Source organism: Nocardioides ferulae (assembly GCF_003660455.1).
Taxonomy (GTDB): Bacteria; Actinomycetota; Actinomycetes; order Propionibacteriales; family Nocardioidaceae; genus Nocardioides; species Nocardioides ferulae.
The window spans coordinates 549,505-565,697 of the sequence record NZ_QZVR01000001.1; the positions used below are offsets into that span (position 1 = coordinate 549,505).

The following is a 16,193-nucleotide window of genomic DNA, read 5'->3' on the forward strand; positions in this document are numbered from 1 at the left end:
TCGCCCTCCCCCTCTGTCGCGGCCGGAGCCGGCTTCAGAGTTGCCTGCCCCGCGCGGTCCTGGCGCCTGAGAGGTTCCGGGGAGGATTTGCCCCTTCGGCGCTTCGCGCCCGGCTCGTCGCCGGGTGAAGACTCTCCCGCGCGGGATCGTCAGCAGGCCCCAATCTAGCGCAGGGGCCTGGCCCGGGACGGCACAGCGGCCCGCCACCGCGAGGGGGCGGGCCGCTGTGGAGACCGCGGAAGGTCGGGCGTCAGCCGGCGTTGCGGGCTGCGCGGCGGGCGGCGAGCTCGTCGCCCGCGGGGCTCTCGACGCTGGTGCGCTCACTGGGCAGCTCGGCGAGCGTGCCCTCGATCTCGCGCCACACGCCGCCGATGGCGATGCCGAACACGCCCTGGCCGCCCTGCAGCAGGTCGATGACCTCGTCGCTGCTGGTGCACTCGTAGACCGAGGCACCGTCGCTCATCAAGGTGACGCGGGTCAGGTCGTCGGTGCCGCGCTCGCGCAGGTGCTGCACCGCGGTGCGGATCTGCTGCAGCGAGATGCCGGCGTCGAGCAGCCGCTTGATCACCTTCAGCAGCAGGATGTCCTTGAAGGAGTAGAGCCGCTGGGTGCCCGAACCGCTGGCTCCCCGCACGGTGGGCTCGACCAGCCCGGTGCGGGCCCAGTAGTCGAGCTGGCGATAGGTGATGCCGGCCGCATTGCAGGCCGTCGGACCGCGGTAGCCCGCGTCGGTCGGCAGCGGCGAGACGTCGTCGGTGAAGAGCAGCCCCTGCTCCTCGGCCGCCTCGGCGGCGAGCTCGGCGTCGGGGTGGGCGCCTCGCTGCGGCTCTTGCTCGTTCACACGGTCCTCCGTGGGTCTACTTCGTGGTGCGTAACTGCCGGGGAAGGTGTGTGCGTCTCGCCGACCCGGCGAGGCACAACGGTGGAGTTACAACGAAGACACTTCAAGGTACGGCGGGTGAGCGGGCCGGTCAAAGAGCTCGGCGGCGTGTCGCAACCCTCAATCTCAGGTTGAGGGTGAAGGTGCTGCGATCAGTGAGCGTCGAAGTCCTCGGGTGTCACCTGGTCCAGGAACTCGCGGAACTTCTCGACCTCGTCCTCCTGCTCGGCCGGCACCGCGAGGCCGGCCTCGTCCAGCACGTCCTCGGCGCAGACGATCCGGGTGCCGGTGCGCAGGGCGAGGGCGATCGAGTCCGAAGGGCGGGCCGAGACCTCCACCCCCGAGCCGAAGACCAGCGAGGCGAAGAAGACGCCGTCCTTGACGTCGGTGATGCGCACCTCGGTCAGCTCGTTGCCGGTGGCTTCGAGCACGTCCTTCATCAGGTCGTGGGTCAGCGGGCGCGGTGGCACCACGCCCTGCTGGGCGAAAGCGATCGCGGTCGCCTCGACGGCCCCGATCCAGATCGGCAGGTAGCGCTCGCCGGTCACCTCGCGCAGCAGCACGATCGGTTGGTTGGTGGGCATCTCGACCCGAACTCCCATGACATCCACTTCGCGCACCCGGTCAGCCTACTCCGGCCCCGAGGGCCCGCCCGCGTCGCGACGTCAGGAGCGCTTGAGGCCCACCTTGACCAGGGTGGCGTGCATCCGCACCGACAGCGCGGCGATCTCGCTCACGGCGTCATCGGCACGGGCGTGGGCAGCGGCGTCGCGGCCACCACGCAGCGGGGCGACCACCTGCTCGACCAGGCCCACCTCGCGGTCGGCAGCCGTCTTGAAGGCTCGCAGGTGGCGTGGCTCCAGACCGAACTCGGCCAACTCCCGCGCGGTCTGCGCGATCACCAGGGCGTCGGTGTCGTAGTGACCGGTGCCCGCTCGCGGCGTCACCAGGGCGTACTGCTCGAGCTGGTCGAGCAGCTCCTCGGAGACCTGCGCGATCTTGAGCAGTTCGCGTCGCGAGAGCCGGAGGTTGTCGTGGCGTCGGAACGACTCGGGACTGGGCAGCCCGTCGGCGGCCAGGGCCACCCTCGGCACGGTCGGCACGACCGGCTCGATGGGTGGCGGCTCGAGACCGCGGTCGATGGCATCGAGGTGCTCGCCGATCACCTTCAACGGCAGGTAGTGGTCACGCTGCATCCGCAGCACGTAGCGCAGCCGCTCCACGTCGTCGGCCGAGAACTTGCGGTAGCCGGCCGGGGTGCGCTCGGGCTTGATCAGCCCCTTGTCCTCGAGGAAGCGGATCTTGGGGATCGTGACACCGGGGAAGTCGGGACGCAGCTCGTCGAGCACCTGCCCGATGTTCATCCGGGCCCGCGACGTCCCCGCCGGGATGCCGGAGCCGCCGCCGGGGGCCGCTCCCGGCACCTGGCCGGTCACCACGGTCAGGCGTCCCCGTGACCGGCGAAGAAGACCAGGCGGTACTTGCCGATCTGGACCTCGTCCCCGTCCTTGAGCTGCACCTTGTCGATGCGGTCGCGGTTGACGTAGGTGCCGTTCAGCGAGCCGACATCGCTGACGGTGAAGCCCTCGCCGTCACGGTTGAAGACCGCGTGGCGTCGCGAGACCGTGACGTCGTCGAGGAAGATGTCGCTGTCGGGGTGGCGCCCGGCGTTGACCACATCGGAGTCGAGCAGGAACCGGCTGCCGGAGCCGGGGCCGCGCTGGACCACCAGCAGGGCGTGTCCGCTCGGCAGGGCGTCGACCGCCGCCGCGTCGACGGCGTTGAGCTGACGGTCCGAGGTCTCGACCTTGTCACCCAGGCCGATCGTGATCGTGGCGGTGGCCTGGTCTCCGTCACCGCCCCCGGGCGCGTCGGCGGCGACCAGGCGGTTGCCGCACTGCGCGCAGAAGCGCGCGTCGTCGGGGTTCTGCTTGCCACACGCTGTGCAGAACGGCATCGGTCTTCCCTCCGGGTCGGCTCGGCGCCACGAACCCTCAAGGCAGACTTGAGGTTGACGGTTGTCCCGAACCTACCAGCCTGCCCGGTTTCCTCAACCCCGGATCCGGCAGCATCCCGGCCGGCTGTCCGGCCGGGTCGTCCGGTCAGGCCTCGAGGGTGGCGACGTACGCCGAGGCGTCGAGCAGCTCGTCGAGCTGCGCGCGCTCGGCCGGCACGACCTCGAAGAGCCAGCCACCACCGTAGGGATCGCTGTTGACCAGCTCGGGGGTGGCGTCGAGCGCCTCGTTGCGGGCCACGACCTCGCCGGAGACCGGCGCATAGACGTCGCTGACCGACTTGGTCGACTCGAGCTCACCGCAGGGTGTGCCGCCTTCGAGCACCTCGCCCACCTCGGGCAGGGACGCGTAGACGATGTCGCCGAGCGCGTCCTGGGCGTAGTGGGTGATGCCGACGCGGACCGAGCCCTCGTGCTCTCCGGGGGTGCGCAGCCACTCGTGCTCGGCGGTGTACAGCAGGTCGTCGGGGTACAACGGGGTCTCCTCCGGGTCGGGTCTGCGGGCAGGCTACTGGACGGCCACCGGACCGGGGGTCAGGAGATGTCCGGCTCGGCGAACTCGGGGGCCTCGGCCTCGACGACGCTCTCGATGTCGAGCGACTCCAGCGGCTGGACGGTCACGGTCGCGCCGTCCTCCTCGAAGCCGCGCACCGCACCGTCGGGGAACATGATCCCGCCCTCCAGGCGGTGCGGGTCGCCGATCACGTCGACGACGTACGGCGGGCTCAGCAGCTCGCCGCCGACGAACAGGCCGCCCGGCCCGTCCTCGAACCCGGTGTCGGCCACCACCCGCACCTGGCCGTTGAACTGGATCGCCTCCGCGCCCGCCGAGCGGAGCTCCTGGACCATGTCGAGCACGGTGAGCAGGTCGACGGGGGTGACGGTCTCGGTGATGGTCACCCGGATCCCCGGCCCGGTGACGGGCACGGTTCCGGCGAGGATCGCCAAGGCCTCGGCCTCGCTCTGGGCCTGGGACAGCGCGGCGCGGTGCGCGTCGGTGTCGGAGAGCAGCTCGTCGCGGGTCTCGTCGAGCCGCACGATCTCGGCCTGGGCACGCTGGCGCGCACCGGCGAGGCCCTCGAGGACGTCGATGAGGTCCTGCTCCCGGAAGCCGGCGTAGGAGTTGTTCACGTCGGTGGAGCGCGCCTGGGTGACCGCGGCGAACCCGAGCAGGGCCAGCAGCACCGCCACCACGACCTGGCTCCGGGACGGCCGCAGCAGGGCCCGGACCATGCGGTCCCGACCGGTGGTTCCGGGTGGCTCGACGGGGCGGCGCTCGGGCTGCTCAGGCATGGAACAGGTGCCTTCGGATCGCCGCGGCGTTGGAGAAGATCCGGATGCCGAGGACCACGATCACGCCCGTCGAGAGCTGGCCGCCGACGCCGAGCTGGTCGCCGAGGTAGACGATGGCGGCGGCGATGAAGACGTTGCTGAGGAAGGAGACGACGAAGACCTTGTCGTCGAAGATGCCGTCGAGGTAGGCACGCAGCGCCCCGAAGACCGCGTCGAGCGCCGCGACCACCGCGATCGGGAGGTAGTACTCCATCGATGCCGGCACGTCCGGCTGGAAGACCAGGCCGAGGACGATGCCCACGACCAGCCCGAGTGCGGCGATCATGACGGCTCGTCCTCCTGGGGTCCACGCCCACCGTCGACCGCAGGCCCCTGCTCGGTGGCGGAGAGCTGCAGCTGAGCGGTGGGTGCTGCTGGAAGTGTCTGCGACTCCACATTCTGCATGCCGGTGCGGAATCCGAAGGTGGCCGCCGCGTCGAAGAACAGCGCTCCCGGCCCGGTCTCGAGCAGCCGGGCCTGGAGAGTGTCGCGGTTGCCGATGGCGCGCACGACGTACGGCGGGGTCAGCGGGTCGGTGTTGAGACCGATGGCGGTGCCCGACGGGGTGACGGCGCTGCGCGCGGTCACCCGCTCGTCGTTGACCGCGATCGCCTCGGCCCCGGCGAGCCACAGGCCGTCGAGCAGCCAGTTCAGGTTCTCCGCGCGCACCGCCAGGTCGGGGTCGCCGCTGGCCGGGTCGTCGACGGTCACCACGATCCCCTCGCCGGTGGTCGCCACGAAGCCCGTGCGCACCTGCAGCCGGCGCAGCCGGCTGACCGCTCCCTGCTCGGCCGAGATCAGCCGGGTCAACTGCTGCTGGAGCTCGGCGTTGCCCTCCCGCAGGTCGGCCACCCGGTCCTGCTGTGTCGCGAGCGCCTCACGCTCGGTCTCGATCCGGGTGACCAGCGTGCGGTGGCTTGCGGCGTCGACGTCCGCGTTGCGCGAGGTCTGCACGGCGGCCAACGCCACCATCAGGCCGAACAGCGCCACGGCCGCACCGGTCATCAGGTGCCGCCCGGGGCCCCGCCTCGGCGGCCCGGCCGGCGGTGTCCCGGGGGCCCGGCCCGCGGCCCTCCGCGCGGCGACGTGGCGGTAGTCCTCGTCAAGCGACTGCTGGGTGATCAGCGTCAGCAGCGGCGTGGTCACCCGGTCGGGCAGCACCCTCGGCGCCTGCTCGGTCTCAGCCATGCCGGGCCACCGCCTGCGGCTCGGTGGTGGCGAGCAGCTTGCGCACCTGCCAGGCATAGAGCACGCCGGCCCACCAGTAGAGGCCGACGCCCCAGAACGCGAAGGACCACCCGAAGACCTGCGCGAGCGCGGCGACCGTGCCGTCGCCGTCGCCCAGCAGCAGCAGCGGGAAGGCGTAGAGGAGGTTGAAGGTGGCCGCCTTGCCGAGGAAGTGCACCGGCAGGGCGCTGTAGCCGCGGGTGCGCAGCAGCGGGACCAGCCCCCACAGCAGGACGTCGCGCAGCGGGAGCAGCACCGCGAGCCACCACGGGATGATGTCGCGCATCGCCAGCCCGACCACGACGGCAAGGATGTAGAGCCGGTCGGCGACCGGGTCGAGCACCTGCCCCAGGACCGAGGTCTGGCCGAGCCGGCGGGCCAGGAAGCCGTCGAGGAAGTCGGTCACCCCGGAGAGCACCAGCAGTCCGAGCGCCCACCAGTCGGCCTCCGGGCCGAGCACCAGCCACAAGAACACGGGAACGCCCGCGAGCCGCAGCATGCTCAGGAGGTTCGGCAGCGTCCAGACCCGGGAGGTCCGCTCGCCTCCCCCCGCCATGCTGTCCGCCACGCCTGACACCCTATCGACCGGAGGGTCAGGCACTCTCCTCCAGGTGCGCGGCGTCGCGGATCTCTCCGACCAGCTCCTCGATGACGTCCTCGAGGGTGGCCACGCCGATGGTGACGCCGGCGCCGTCGACGACCCGAGCCATATGGGCGCCCCGTCGCTGCAGCGTCTCCAGGGCATCGTGCAGCTGGTCGTCGGCCGCGACGTTCGCGAACGGCCGCACCCACTTGTCCTCGACCGGCCGGTCCCGGCGCTCCTCGTCGGACTCCAGCACGTCCTTGATGTGCAGGTAGCCGGAGAGACCGCCGTCGTCGCCGCGGACGGGGAACCGGCTGAAGCCCGTCGTCGCGCACAGTCCCTCGATGTCGGCGCCGGTGGAGCCTCGGCGCACCGTCGTCAGGGTCTCCAGCGGCATCAACACCGCACGCACGGTCTTCTCGGTGAATCCGAGCGCACCGGCGAGGCGGTCGTACTCGTCGTCCTGGAGCAGACCCTCGCCGCGAGACTCCTCCACGAGCGCAGCGACCTCCTCGCGGGTGTAGGCCGCCGAGACCTCGTCCCTGGGCTCGATGTGGAGCAGCCGCAGGGTGCCGTTGGCGACCGCGTTGAGCGAGACGATCACCGGCTTGAGCACGGTCACGACGCCCAGCAACGGCGGGCCGAGCACCAGCGCTGCCTTGTCGGGGCCGGCGATGGCGATGTTCTTGGGCACCATCTCGCCCAGCACGACGTGGAGCGCGGTGACCAGACCGAGCGCGATCACGAACGACAGCGGGTGGAGAAGCGAGTCGGGCACGTGCGCGGCGTGGAACAGCGGTTCGATGAGGTGGGCCACCGCCGGCTCGCCGACCGCACCCAGGCCCAGCGAGCAGATGGTGATGCCGAGTTGGGCGCCGGCCATCATCAGCGACACGTTCTCCATGCCCCGCAGGGTGGTCTTGGCCAGCCGGGAGCCCTCGAGGGCGCGGGGCTCGATCTGGCTCCGGCGCGCGGAGACCAGCGCGAACTCGGCTCCGACGAAGAAGGCGTTGAACGCCAGCAGCGCCACCGCGAGCAGGACGGCGGTCAGGTCGCTCATCGCTCGCCCTCCAGCAGTCGCAGGGTGAGGCGGTCGATGCGACGGCCGTCCATCCGCTCCACCCGCAGCACCGCCAGCCGCTCACGCGGCTCGTCGGGGTCGGAGAGGTCGGGTACCGGGACCTCGGCGAGGTCGCCGGACTGTGGCAGCCGGCCCAGCACCCTCAGCACCAGCCCGGCGATCGTGTCGTAGTCCTCGTGGTGCGGCAGCGTCACCCCGGTGAGGTCCTCGACCTCGTCGGGGCGCAACAGGCCGGACAGCGACCACGACCCGTCGCGCTGCTGCCGGGCCCGGCTGCCGAGCCGGTCGTGCTCGTCGGCGATGTCGCCGACGATCTCCTCGATGACGTCCTCGAGCGTGACGATACCCGCGTGCCCGCCGTACTCGTCGAGCACCACCGCCATCTGGAAGCTCTCGTTGCGCAGCAGCGCGAGCAACGGGTCCAGCCGCAGCGAGTCGGGAACCACGATCGGCTTGGCCATCAGGTGCTTGACCCTGGTCGTGGTCCGCTCGTGCAGCGGGAGCGCCACCGCGTTCTTCACATGCACCGTGCCGATCACGACCTCGTCCTCGTCGAGCACCGGGAACCGGGAGTGCCCGGTGCGCCGGGTCAGCTCGATGACCGTGCTGGCGCGGTCGGTGCTCTCCACCGAGTGGGTGCGCACCCGCGGGGTCATGATCTCGCCGGCGGTGCGGGAGCCGAACTCCACCGAGCGCTCCATCAGCTCGGCCGTGTCGGCGTCGAGGGTGCCCTCGTCCGCGGAGTGCTGGATCAACGACGCCAGCTCCTGGGAGCTGCGGGCCGAGCGCAGCTCCTCCTGCGGCTCCACGCCCAGCCGTCGCACCAGTGCGTTCGCCGAGCCGTTGAGCACCCGGATCGGGCCCCGCATCACGGCCGTGAAGAGGCGCATCGGCCGCTGGGTGGCGCGGGCGGTCTCCAGCGGGAGCGCGATCGCGAGGTTCTTGGGCACCAGCTCTCCGAAGAGCATCGTCATCACGGTCCCGAGCACCAGGCCGACCGTCACCGCGATCGGGCTGACGGCGCTCTCCGAGACACCCGCCGAGAGCAGCGGCCGGTCGATGAGACCGGCGATCGCCGGCTCGGCCAGGAAGCCGACGGCGAGGTTGGTCACGGTGATGCCCACCTGGGCGCCCGAGAGCTGCGTGGACAGGGTGCGGAGCGCCTGCTGCACTCCGGCCGCCTGGGCATCACCCGCGGCGACGGCCTGCTCGACCTTGTTGCGGTCGACGGTGACGAAGGAGAACTCGGCGGCCACGAAGACGCCGCAGAGGGCGATCAGCAGCAGCGCCAGGGCGAGCAGCAGAAGAGAGATCGTCATCGGCTCTCCCGGGTGCGGGAGAGCCGGCTACTTTGAGAGCCGTCCATCGAGGAGCTCAGGGTCCTTTGCTTTCAGGGCCGGGGAGTCGCCCAGCCTACCGACCCCGCGGCACCGATACCACACGGGCGGCGGTGCGACTCCACTAAGGTCGGCTGCCTGCGCCCCGATGGGAGGGGTCCACCCTCCGCCTCTCGGGAGCAGACGATGCCGAAGCCCGTGCCGACGCGCACCTCGCGTCCGCTGCCGGCTGCCGACGGGCACCTGGTCCGCCGGTTCTCCTACGGCCTCACGCCGGGCCTCGCCGCCCAGGTCCGCCGCCGTGGCGGCGCCCGGGGATGGTTCGAGTGGCAGCTCCAGCCGGAACAGATCGGCGATCCGCGAGGCGACGCCCTCTTCGGCTGGTGGTCCGGGCTCGCGCGCGGGCCGCAGGAGCTGTGGCGGCGGCAGGTCGAGGAGGTCGAGGGCGGCTGGGAGGTGATGTCGGACTACCAGCGCTGGGTGCTGATGCGCCGGATCGTCTCGCAGCGCCAGCTGCACGAGGTCGTCGCCGAGCTCTGGGAGAACCACCTCAACGTGCCCGTGCACGCCGACGGGGTGTTCACCCACCGCGTCGACTACGGCCTGACCGTGCGCCGACACGCCCTGGGCCGGTTCGAGGACCTGCTGCGCGCAGCGGTCATCCACCCGGCGATGCTGATCTTCCTGGACGGCGCCGTCTCGACCGCCCGGCACCCCAACGAGAATCTCGGCCGCGAGCTCCTCGAGCTGCACACCGTGGGGCGGGGCGAGTTCGACGAGGACGACGTGAAGGCAGCGGCCCGCATCCTCACCGGCTACACCGTCGACCTCTGGCACACCTGGGCCGCCTCCTACCAGCCGCGCCGGCACTGGCGCGGGCCGGTGCAGGTGATGGGGTTCACCGATCCGAACGCGGAGGCCGACGGCCGTGCGGTGGTCCACCGCTTCCTCGGCTATCTCGCCCGGCACCCGGCCACCGCGCGCCGGGTCGCCCGGCGGCTCGCGGTGAAGTTCGTGCGCGACGACCCGTCCGCGGAGCTGGTCGACCACCTGGCCGAGGTCTACCTGGCCTCCGAGACCGAGATCCGCCCGGTGCTGCGGGCGCTGGTCGACTCATCCGAGTTCCGTGCCTCCGCCGGCCTGAAGGTCCGCGACCCCGGCGAGGACCTCGTGGCCAGCTACCGGGTGCTGCGGGCTCGCGTCCAGGCCCCGCCGGAGGGTCCGGCCGGGGACCGGTACGCCGCCACCCAGATGCTCTGGTCGGTCGGCGACCTCGGGGTCGCTCCCTTCGAGTGGCCGCGTCCGGACGGCCAGCCCATCGACAACGAGTCGTGGTCCTCCCCCTCCCGGCTGATCGGTTCGCTGGACCTCCACCTGTCCCTGAGCGGGCGCTGGTGGCCGACCGCCGGCATCACCTACCGCACGCCCGAGCAGTGGCTGCCGCGCCGGGCCCTTCGGTTCTCGGCACTGGTCGAGCACCTCTCCCGGCAGCTGCTCGGGCGCCCCTCCACGGACACCCTGCTCCGGGCCTGCTGCCAGGCGGTGGGCGTCTCGCCCGACACCCGGATCACCGCCGACCACGCGGTGATGCGCTGGCAGTTCCCCAACCTGCTCACCACCTTCCTCGACTCCCCTGCCCACCTGACCCGGTGACCGCCATGAATGCCGACACGCCCCCCACCGCTCGCTGCTGCGACGAGTACGCCGCGATCTCGCGCCGCGGACTGCTGCGCGGAGCGCTCGCCCTCGCCGGCACCACCACCGTGCTCGGCTCCGCGGTCGTCACCGCCTCACCGGCAGCCGCCGCGCCCGCGCCGGCCCGCAGCATGCTCGTGGTCCTGTCGCTTCGTGGGGCCGCCGACGGCCTCTCGCTGGTGGTCCCGCACGCCGACCCGGTCTACTACGCGGCGCGGCCGCGGATCGCCGTACCAGTCGAGAGTCTGTTGGCCAGGGACGCGATGTTCGGCCTGCACCCGAGCCTGGCACCGCTGCTGCCGCTGTGGAACGCCGGCCGGCTGGCGGCCGTGCACGCGACCGGGCTCCCCGCGCCCAACCGCTCGCACTTCGCCGCCATGGAGGAGATCGAGGACGCCGACCCCGGGTCGGCGGTGCGTCGGGGTTGGCTCAACCGGCTGCTCGGCACCGACCCGGCCCGCCATCCGCTGCACGGCTTCCACCTCGGCGCGGGCGTGGTGCCGGCCTCCCTCTACGGCCCGGAGCCGGTCATGGCCGCGGGCCGCGTCGACTCGGTGACCATCCCAGGAGACGACCAGAGCGACACCAGCAGGAGCCGGGTGACCTCGCTGCACACGCTCTGGGACGACGACACCTCCTCGCTCGCCACCGGCATGCGGTCGGCGTTCGACGCGGTCTCGTCCTTCGCCCCCGCCCAGTCGGTGCCGAGCCGGAAGGCCGACTACCCCGACACCGATCTGGGGCGGGCGATGGCGGAGGCCGCCCGCATCCTCAAGGGCGACGTGGGCGTGCAGGTGGTCACCGTCGACCAAGGCGACTGGGACATGCACTCCGACCTCGGCACGCTCTCCTGGGGCCGGATGCGCAGCAACGCCACCGACCTCGCCGGGTCGGTGGCCACCTTCTTCGACGACCTGGGCTCCGTCGGCGACCGGGTCACCCTCGTCGCGCTCAGCGAGTTCGGCCGCCGGGTGCGCGAGAACGCCAACCATGGCCTCGACCACGGCCACGGCAACGTGATGCTGCTGGCGGGGGCCGGGGTCCGGGGCGGCCGCTACCACGGGCGCTGGCCCGGGCTGAGCGACGACGACGACGCCGACCTGAGGGTCACCACCGACTACCGGAGCGTCCTCGCCGAGGTGGTGAGCAGCCGGTTCGGCGCGTCGACCGCCGCGGTCTTCCCCGGCTTCACCCCCGAGCCCGTCGGCGCGATGGGCGGCTGACCGTTTGCCCGGCCGGGCGGCCGGGTAGCACACCGTCGGGTGCCGGTGGCTCCGCAGCGGCGCGCCGGCAGCATCCTTGGGGGATGCTGCCCGCGTCGGAGCCATCGGCACCGCGGCGCCGGCACAGGTGTGGCACGCCCCAGCCGCGGGTACTCCTCGGAGCATGAAGCTCCTGCGCAGCGCGGCCGCCCTCGGCGTGGCCAAGAAGGTCTACACCGAGGCCCGCAAGCCCGAGAACCAGGCCAGGATCAAGTCGGCGGTCGACAAGGTCAAGAACCGCCGGGGTGGCGGTTCGGGCAGGTCCGGGCGCTGACCTCAGCCGAACCGCGGCGACGACTCCTGGTCGGCGTCGCGGAACGGCCGGCCGCCGCCGAGCCGGTCGTCGACCTGGCGTCGGTCCAGCACACGGTACGGCGCCGCACCGGCCCTCGCCGTCGAGCGCAGCGCCGCGACGGGCACCTCCCCGCGGCCGGCCACCACCAGCAGGTTGCCGGGTCGCCTCGCCCGCAGGGTCGCCGGCTCGGCGCTGACCATCAGCGACGGCAGCGCGGTCCGCACGGCGGCGACCACGCGGCGTACCCACGGGAAGGGCGCTCGGTCGGTCAGGTTCGCCAGCAGCCAACCCGAGGGTGACAACACCCTGGCCGCCTCCGCGGCGGCCTCTGCGGTGACCAGCTCGCCGGGCACCCGGGCGTCGGCGTAGGCGTCCAGCACGATGAGGTCGGCCCCATCGTCGCGCAGCTGGGCGAGTCCGGTCCGCCCGTCGACCGGGCGGATCTTGATGCCGCTGCGTCGCGGAAGCGGAAGGTCTCGGCGCACCAGCTCGGTCACCTCCTCGTCCGGCTCGAGGACCACCTGCCGTGAGCCGGGTCGGGTGGCCGCGACGTAGCGGGCCAGCGACAGACCGGCGCCGCCGACGTGCACGATGCGGACCGGGCCGGCGGTGGGCCAGGCATCCACGGCGTCGCCCAGTCGACGGACGTAGTCGAACTCCAGACGGGAGGGGTCGGCCAGGTCCACGAAGGACTGGTCCATGCCGTCGAGGCGGAGCAGCCAGGCCTCGGGCCGGCCGCCGGGCACCAGTTCGATCCGGCCCGTCATCGGGCAGCTGCCGGGCTCGAGGAGGAGGTTGAATATGTGCGGAGTGTCACATAATCCACCCGAAAGGGTGAGGCTTCTTGATCGAGCACCTGCCTACTCTCGCGTCGTCGGTCGCTGATCCAGCGGCGGCCACGGACCCCTGGGACGTGCTTGATGAGCATCTCCAGCTTTCCCCTCCACGACTCACCAGACTCCACCCTCGAGTCTCCGCAGGACGACTCCCCCGGCCCTGCGGACGCCGAGCGCGAGCGTTTCGAACTGCTCTTCCACCGCGCTCCGACACCGGCCGAGCTCGCCCGGTTCCACCGCAGTCACGAGCGACTGACCCTACGCCTGCCGGCGCGGGCCCGGCGTCGCGCGGCGCGGATCATCGCGAGCCTCTGAACCGAGGGTGATCCTCGAACGGTGCCCCTTACGCAGCGTGGCGCCGCTCGAGGATCACTCTCCCCTCGACCGGGACCGGACCGAAGTCGCCGTCGCGGTGTCGGACGGGCGGCGGGGTTGGACAAATGGCCACGGGAGCGCCTCCGCAGCGGGAGACTGAAGGATCACCCCCACGCGGAAGGAGATCCTCACCATGCGGAGGCTCACCTGGGTCGGCCTCGTCGGCGTCCTCCTGTTCGTCCTGAGCGGCTGCTTCAAGCTCGACATGGACATGGAGGTCCACGAGGACGACACGGTCGGCGGCACCATGGTCGTCGCCATGGAGAAGTCCGTCATGGACATGTTCGGCGCCATGGGCGAGGGCGAGATGGACATGTCCGAGATGTTCGACACGGGGGACCTGCCCGAGGGCGCCTCCGCCGAGGACTACGAGGAGGACGGTTTCGTCGGCCAGCGGATCACCTTCGACGACGTCTCCCTCGACGAGTTCGCCCAGACCACGTCCGAGGACGAGAGCGGCCAGCTCAGCATCGAACGCGACGGCGATGTCTTCCGGGTCTCGGGCGTCTTCGACATGGACATGTCCGAGGAGGAGGCGGAGATGTTCGGCGCCGCCGACATGATGGCCGACGCCGAGATCCGGGTGCGGTTGAGCTTCCCGGGCGAGGTCACCGAGTCCAACGGCGAGGTGGACGGCAACACCGTCACCTGGACCCCGGAGCCCGGCGAGTCCACCGAGCTCACCGCGGTGGCCGAGGCCGAGGGCGGCGGCTCGGGTGGCAGTGGCCTGGTGGTCGGTCTGGTCGTCGGCGGGCTGGTCCTGCTCGCGGCGGTCGCGGTCCTGGTCGTGGTGCTCCTGCGCCGGCGGTCCACGCCGCCGAGCCCGCCCGGGCCCTCGGGTCCGCCGCCGGCCGGTCCCCCGGCTCCCGGCACGACGGCACCGCCGTCCCAGCCCCTCACCTGACCGGTCCCACATCAGCGCTCGGCCCCCGATCCGTCGGATCGGGGGCCGAGCGCTGTGCGGTCCGCGTGGGTCAGTCGACCGAGGAGATCCGGTCGGTCGGGCTCGCAGCCACCGGGTCGTTGCCTTCGAGGAACAGGCGCAACGAGTCGACGTCCAGGCCCCCGATCAGCTTGGCCCGGCCGCTCACGAACTCGGGGAAGCCGTCGTTGCCCTCGGAGAGGTAGCTGTTCGTGACCACCCGGTAGGTCGTCTCGTCCTCCAGCGGCACCATCGCGGTCGCCGCGTCACCGTCGTGGTCGACCAGCACGTCGCCGACCAGGGCGTCGGCGTCCGCCTCGGCCGCCAGCGACCTGTCCCAGGTGTAGTTCAGCCCGGAGACCTGGAGAACCTTGCTGCCACCCTCGTTCGTGCCGTTCCACTGCTGGTTGAGAACCGTCTTGAGCTGCGCTCCGGTGAGGTCCATGGAGACCACGTAGTTGTTGAACGGCTGGACGGTGAACGCGGCACCGTAGGTGACCTCACCGGCCTCGTTCTCGACCAGGTCGGCGCGGATGCCGCCGGGGTTCATCAGGGCGACCGCCGGGGCGTCGCCCTCAGCGTCGACCACCGAGGGGTCGGCCCGCATGCCGTCGGCGATCAGGTTGCCGAGCGGCGAGTCGCCACCGTCGGTGTCCGGTGTCCGCACGACGCTGTCGCCCGGCTCGATGTGGCCGAGCACCTGGTTGGCGATCGGCTCGATCAGCGTCTGGTAGCGCGCGATCAGGCCGAGAACGCTCGGCACGGGCGCGACCGACTCGCCGTTCTCGACGATGAGGTTGCGCGCGTAGGCGGCCGGGCGCACGATGTCGCGGGTCTTCGGGTCGATCAGCAGGTGCAGCTTGGTCACCATCCGGCCGACCGAGAACGCGCTGGTCAGCAGGCGCGGCTGGCCCTTGGGATCGGCGACCACGCAGTTGTAGGGCTGGTGGGTGTGGCCGGAGACGACCGCGTCGATGGCCGGCGAGAGTCCTCGAGCGATGTCCATGGCCGGGCCGGTGACGTCCGGGCAGTCGTTGTAGGCGTAGCTGGCCGGGGGCGTGGCCGGGGACGCGCCCTCGTGCATCAGCACGACGATCGACTTCACGCCGCGCTTGCGCAGCTTGGGCACGAGTGCGTTGGCGGTCTCGATCTCGTCGGTGAACTCGATGCCCTCGATGCCGGCCTGCGAGACGATGCCGCCGGTGTTCTCGAGCGTCATGCCGATGAAGCCGACCTTGACGCCGCGCACCTTCATGATCTTGGTGGCCGGGAAGACCGACTCGCGCTTCTTGCCCGCGGTGTCCTCCCACTTCGCGTTCGCGCCGAGATAGGTGAAGTCGGCGCCGGCGAAGTCCTTGCCGCCGGGGCAGGAGTCCTGGCCGTCCTTGCCGTCGCCGTCGTCGAGGCAGCCGCCCTTCTGCATCCGCTTGAGCTCTCGCCAGCCCTCGTCGAACTCGTGGTTGCCGACCGAGGCGACCTGCAGGCCGAGCTGGTTCATCGCCTCGATGGTCGGCTCGTCGTGGAAGGCGGCCGAGAGCAGCGGCGTCGCGCCGATCAGGTCGCCGGCGGCGACCGTGATCGGGCGGGCGCCAGCCGCGCGGGAGGCCGCGCGCTCGTCCTTGAGCAGCCGGGCGAGGAAGGCCGCACCTCCCGCCGGCGTGGTGTTCACCCTGCCGCTGGAGCTGGTGGCGGGGAGCGCCTCCAGCTGGCCGTGGAAGTCGTTGAGCGCGAGCAGGTCGAGCTTGATGTAGTCCTTCGGCTTGGCGGCGTCGGTCAGGCGCTCGTAGACGCGCTTGCCGGGCTCCGGGGCGGGGTCCGCGGTGGCGGCCATCGAACTGCCCAGGGCGGTGGCGCCCAGGACGAGCGAGGTCAGGGCGGCTACGGAGAGCGCGCTGACCCGCCGGGGGTCGAGATGCATAGGAACTCCTGGTGGGAGGGGTGGGCCGGGCTTGAACCTAGTGGCTGCCCGTGCGATCGCGGGGATCATCCGCCCGGAACCCCCCACCCGGGTGGAGAGCGGCCCGACCCGACCCACCCGGCTCAAGGCCGGCCCGCATCGACCGATGGAAGGGGTAAGAGCGGCGGCGCCCACGGACGGGTGCCTGGGGATCGGGCCCGACGGAGCGAGATCCGCACCGGCCGGCGCAGAACCTGCGAGAAGGTGGTCACGGATGACCGGCACCCTGCACGTGCACCCCGACGGGGACCCGCCACCGGGAACCGGCCCGCTGTGTGACCCGGTCGACGCCGACCTGGCCGCCGCGCGGATCCTGCGCCTGCTCGCGCACGAGCGCCGGGCGGATCGCGGCGCCGGCGGCGGGCACGCGTCACCGCCGCAGTGATGGCGCCGGAAC

At 71.9% G+C, this 16,193-nt stretch carries 19 protein-coding genes and 1 riboswitch; of the genes, 6 read left to right on the forward strand and 13 right to left on the reverse strand.

Annotated features, from left to right (window positions below; all coding sequences use genetic code 11):
- Window positions 1-44: 44 nt before the first annotated feature.
- A riboswitch (glycine riboswitch) is annotated at window positions 45-149 on the reverse strand.
- Between the two features lie 101 nt (window positions 150-250).
- From D6B71_RS02625 to D6B71_RS02675, 11 genes are all read right to left on the reverse strand, one after another.
- Window positions 251-841 carry a MerR family transcriptional regulator gene (locus tag D6B71_RS02625; protein WP_121251655.1) on the reverse strand — a complete coding sequence of 197 codons (591 nt, stop codon included), beginning with the start codon at window positions 839-841 and terminating at the stop codon, window positions 251-253.
- Between the two features lie 191 nt (window positions 842-1,032).
- Window positions 1,033-1,500, reverse strand: a complete 468-nt coding sequence (locus D6B71_RS02630) for a bifunctional nuclease family protein (RefSeq protein ID WP_121251657.1) — start codon at window positions 1,498-1,500, stop codon at window positions 1,033-1,035.
- 45 nt (window positions 1,501-1,545) lie between these two features.
- The gene (ftsR, locus tag D6B71_RS02635; RefSeq protein WP_338036781.1) at window positions 1,546-2,319 is read right to left on the reverse strand and encodes a transcriptional regulator FtsR; all 774 of its coding nucleotides are present in this window, start codon (window positions 2,317-2,319) and stop codon (window positions 1,546-1,548) included.
- A gap of 2 nt (window positions 2,320-2,321) precedes the next feature.
- The gene (locus tag D6B71_RS02640) at window positions 2,322-2,837 is read right to left on the reverse strand and encodes an FHA domain-containing protein (protein WP_121251659.1); all 516 of its coding nucleotides are present in this window, start codon (window positions 2,835-2,837) and stop codon (window positions 2,322-2,324) included.
- Window positions 2,838-2,982: 145 nt separating this feature from the next.
- Window positions 2,983-3,369 carry a glycine cleavage system protein GcvH gene (gcvH, locus tag D6B71_RS02645; protein WP_121251661.1) on the reverse strand — a complete coding sequence of 129 codons (387 nt, stop codon included), beginning with the start codon at window positions 3,367-3,369 and terminating at the stop codon, window positions 2,983-2,985.
- Between the two features lie 59 nt (window positions 3,370-3,428).
- Window positions 3,429-4,187 carry a DUF881 domain-containing protein gene (locus D6B71_RS02650; protein ID WP_121251663.1) on the reverse strand — a complete coding sequence of 253 codons (759 nt, stop codon included), beginning with the start codon at window positions 4,185-4,187 and terminating at the stop codon, window positions 3,429-3,431.
- Window positions 4,180-4,512, reverse strand: coding sequence for a small basic family protein (locus D6B71_RS02655; RefSeq protein WP_121251665.1), 333 nt, complete (start codon window positions 4,510-4,512; stop codon window positions 4,180-4,182). Before D6B71_RS02655 ends, D6B71_RS02650 begins: the two co-directional genes overlap by 8 nt.
- Entirely contained in the window at window positions 4,509-5,414 is a 906-nt protein-coding gene (locus D6B71_RS02660) for a DUF881 domain-containing protein (protein ID WP_164519506.1), read from the reverse strand. Before D6B71_RS02660 ends, D6B71_RS02655 begins: the two co-directional genes overlap by 4 nt.
- Window positions 5,407-6,009: a cardiolipin synthase ClsA gene (gene clsA / locus D6B71_RS02665; protein ID WP_121251920.1), complete on the reverse strand. Its 603-nt coding sequence runs from the start codon at window positions 6,007-6,009 to the stop codon at window positions 5,407-5,409. The genes D6B71_RS02660 and clsA overlap by 8 nt, the downstream gene beginning before the upstream one ends.
- A gap of 37 nt (window positions 6,010-6,046) precedes the next feature.
- Window positions 6,047-7,096 carry a hemolysin family protein gene (locus tag D6B71_RS02670; RefSeq protein WP_121251669.1) on the reverse strand — a complete coding sequence of 350 codons (1,050 nt, stop codon included), beginning with the start codon at window positions 7,094-7,096 and terminating at the stop codon, window positions 6,047-6,049.
- Window positions 7,093-8,436, reverse strand: a complete 1,344-nt coding sequence (locus D6B71_RS02675) for a hemolysin family protein (RefSeq protein ID WP_121251670.1) — start codon at window positions 8,434-8,436, stop codon at window positions 7,093-7,095. Before D6B71_RS02675 ends, D6B71_RS02670 begins: the two co-directional genes overlap by 4 nt.
- Before the next feature lie 204 nt (window positions 8,437-8,640).
- Here D6B71_RS02675 and D6B71_RS02680 point away from each other — a divergent pair, with 204 nt between their 5' ends.
- The 3 genes from D6B71_RS02680 to D6B71_RS22575 all read left to right on the forward strand — a co-directional run bounded on the left by D6B71_RS02680 (window position 8,641) and on the right by D6B71_RS22575 (window position 11,685).
- On the forward strand, window positions 8,641-10,107 hold the full coding sequence (locus tag D6B71_RS02680; protein ID WP_121251672.1) for a DUF1800 domain-containing protein: 1,467 nt from the start codon (window positions 8,641-8,643) through the stop codon (window positions 10,105-10,107).
- 5 nt (window positions 10,108-10,112) lie between these two features.
- On the forward strand, window positions 10,113-11,372 hold the full coding sequence (locus tag D6B71_RS02685; RefSeq protein ID WP_240641031.1) for a DUF1501 domain-containing protein: 1,260 nt from the start codon (window positions 10,113-10,115) through the stop codon (window positions 11,370-11,372).
- A gap of 163 nt (window positions 11,373-11,535) precedes the next feature.
- On the forward strand, window positions 11,536-11,685 hold the full coding sequence (locus D6B71_RS22575) for a hypothetical protein (RefSeq protein WP_164519507.1): 150 nt from the start codon (window positions 11,536-11,538) through the stop codon (window positions 11,683-11,685).
- Between the two features lie 2 nt (window positions 11,686-11,687).
- On the opposite strand, the gene D6B71_RS02690 is transcribed toward D6B71_RS22575, so the two are convergent.
- Window positions 11,688-12,473, reverse strand: coding sequence for a spermidine synthase (locus D6B71_RS02690; protein WP_121251676.1), 786 nt, complete (start codon window positions 12,471-12,473; stop codon window positions 11,688-11,690).
- Window positions 12,474-12,626: 153 nt separating this feature from the next.
- On the opposite strand from D6B71_RS02690, the gene D6B71_RS02695 reads away from it, so the two are divergent.
- On the forward strand, window positions 12,627-12,857 hold the full coding sequence (locus D6B71_RS02695) for a hypothetical protein (protein ID WP_121251677.1): 231 nt from the start codon (window positions 12,627-12,629) through the stop codon (window positions 12,855-12,857).
- Between the two features lie 193 nt (window positions 12,858-13,050).
- The gene (locus tag D6B71_RS02700; RefSeq protein WP_121251679.1) at window positions 13,051-13,821 is read left to right on the forward strand and encodes an LppM family (lipo)protein; all 771 of its coding nucleotides are present in this window, start codon (window positions 13,051-13,053) and stop codon (window positions 13,819-13,821) included.
- A gap of 70 nt (window positions 13,822-13,891) precedes the next feature.
- Here the strand turns inward: D6B71_RS02700 and D6B71_RS02705 are convergent, their stop codons facing one another.
- Entirely contained in the window at window positions 13,892-15,757 is a 1,866-nt protein-coding gene (locus tag D6B71_RS02705) for a bifunctional metallophosphatase/5'-nucleotidase (protein ID WP_121251681.1), read from the reverse strand.
- A gap of 253 nt (window positions 15,758-16,010) precedes the next feature.
- On the opposite strand from D6B71_RS02705, the gene D6B71_RS22580 reads away from it, so the two are divergent.
- Window positions 16,011-16,181: a hypothetical protein gene (locus tag D6B71_RS22580; protein WP_164519508.1), complete on the forward strand. Its 171-nt coding sequence runs from the start codon at window positions 16,011-16,013 to the stop codon at window positions 16,179-16,181.
- Window positions 16,182-16,193 lie beyond the last annotated feature (12 nt).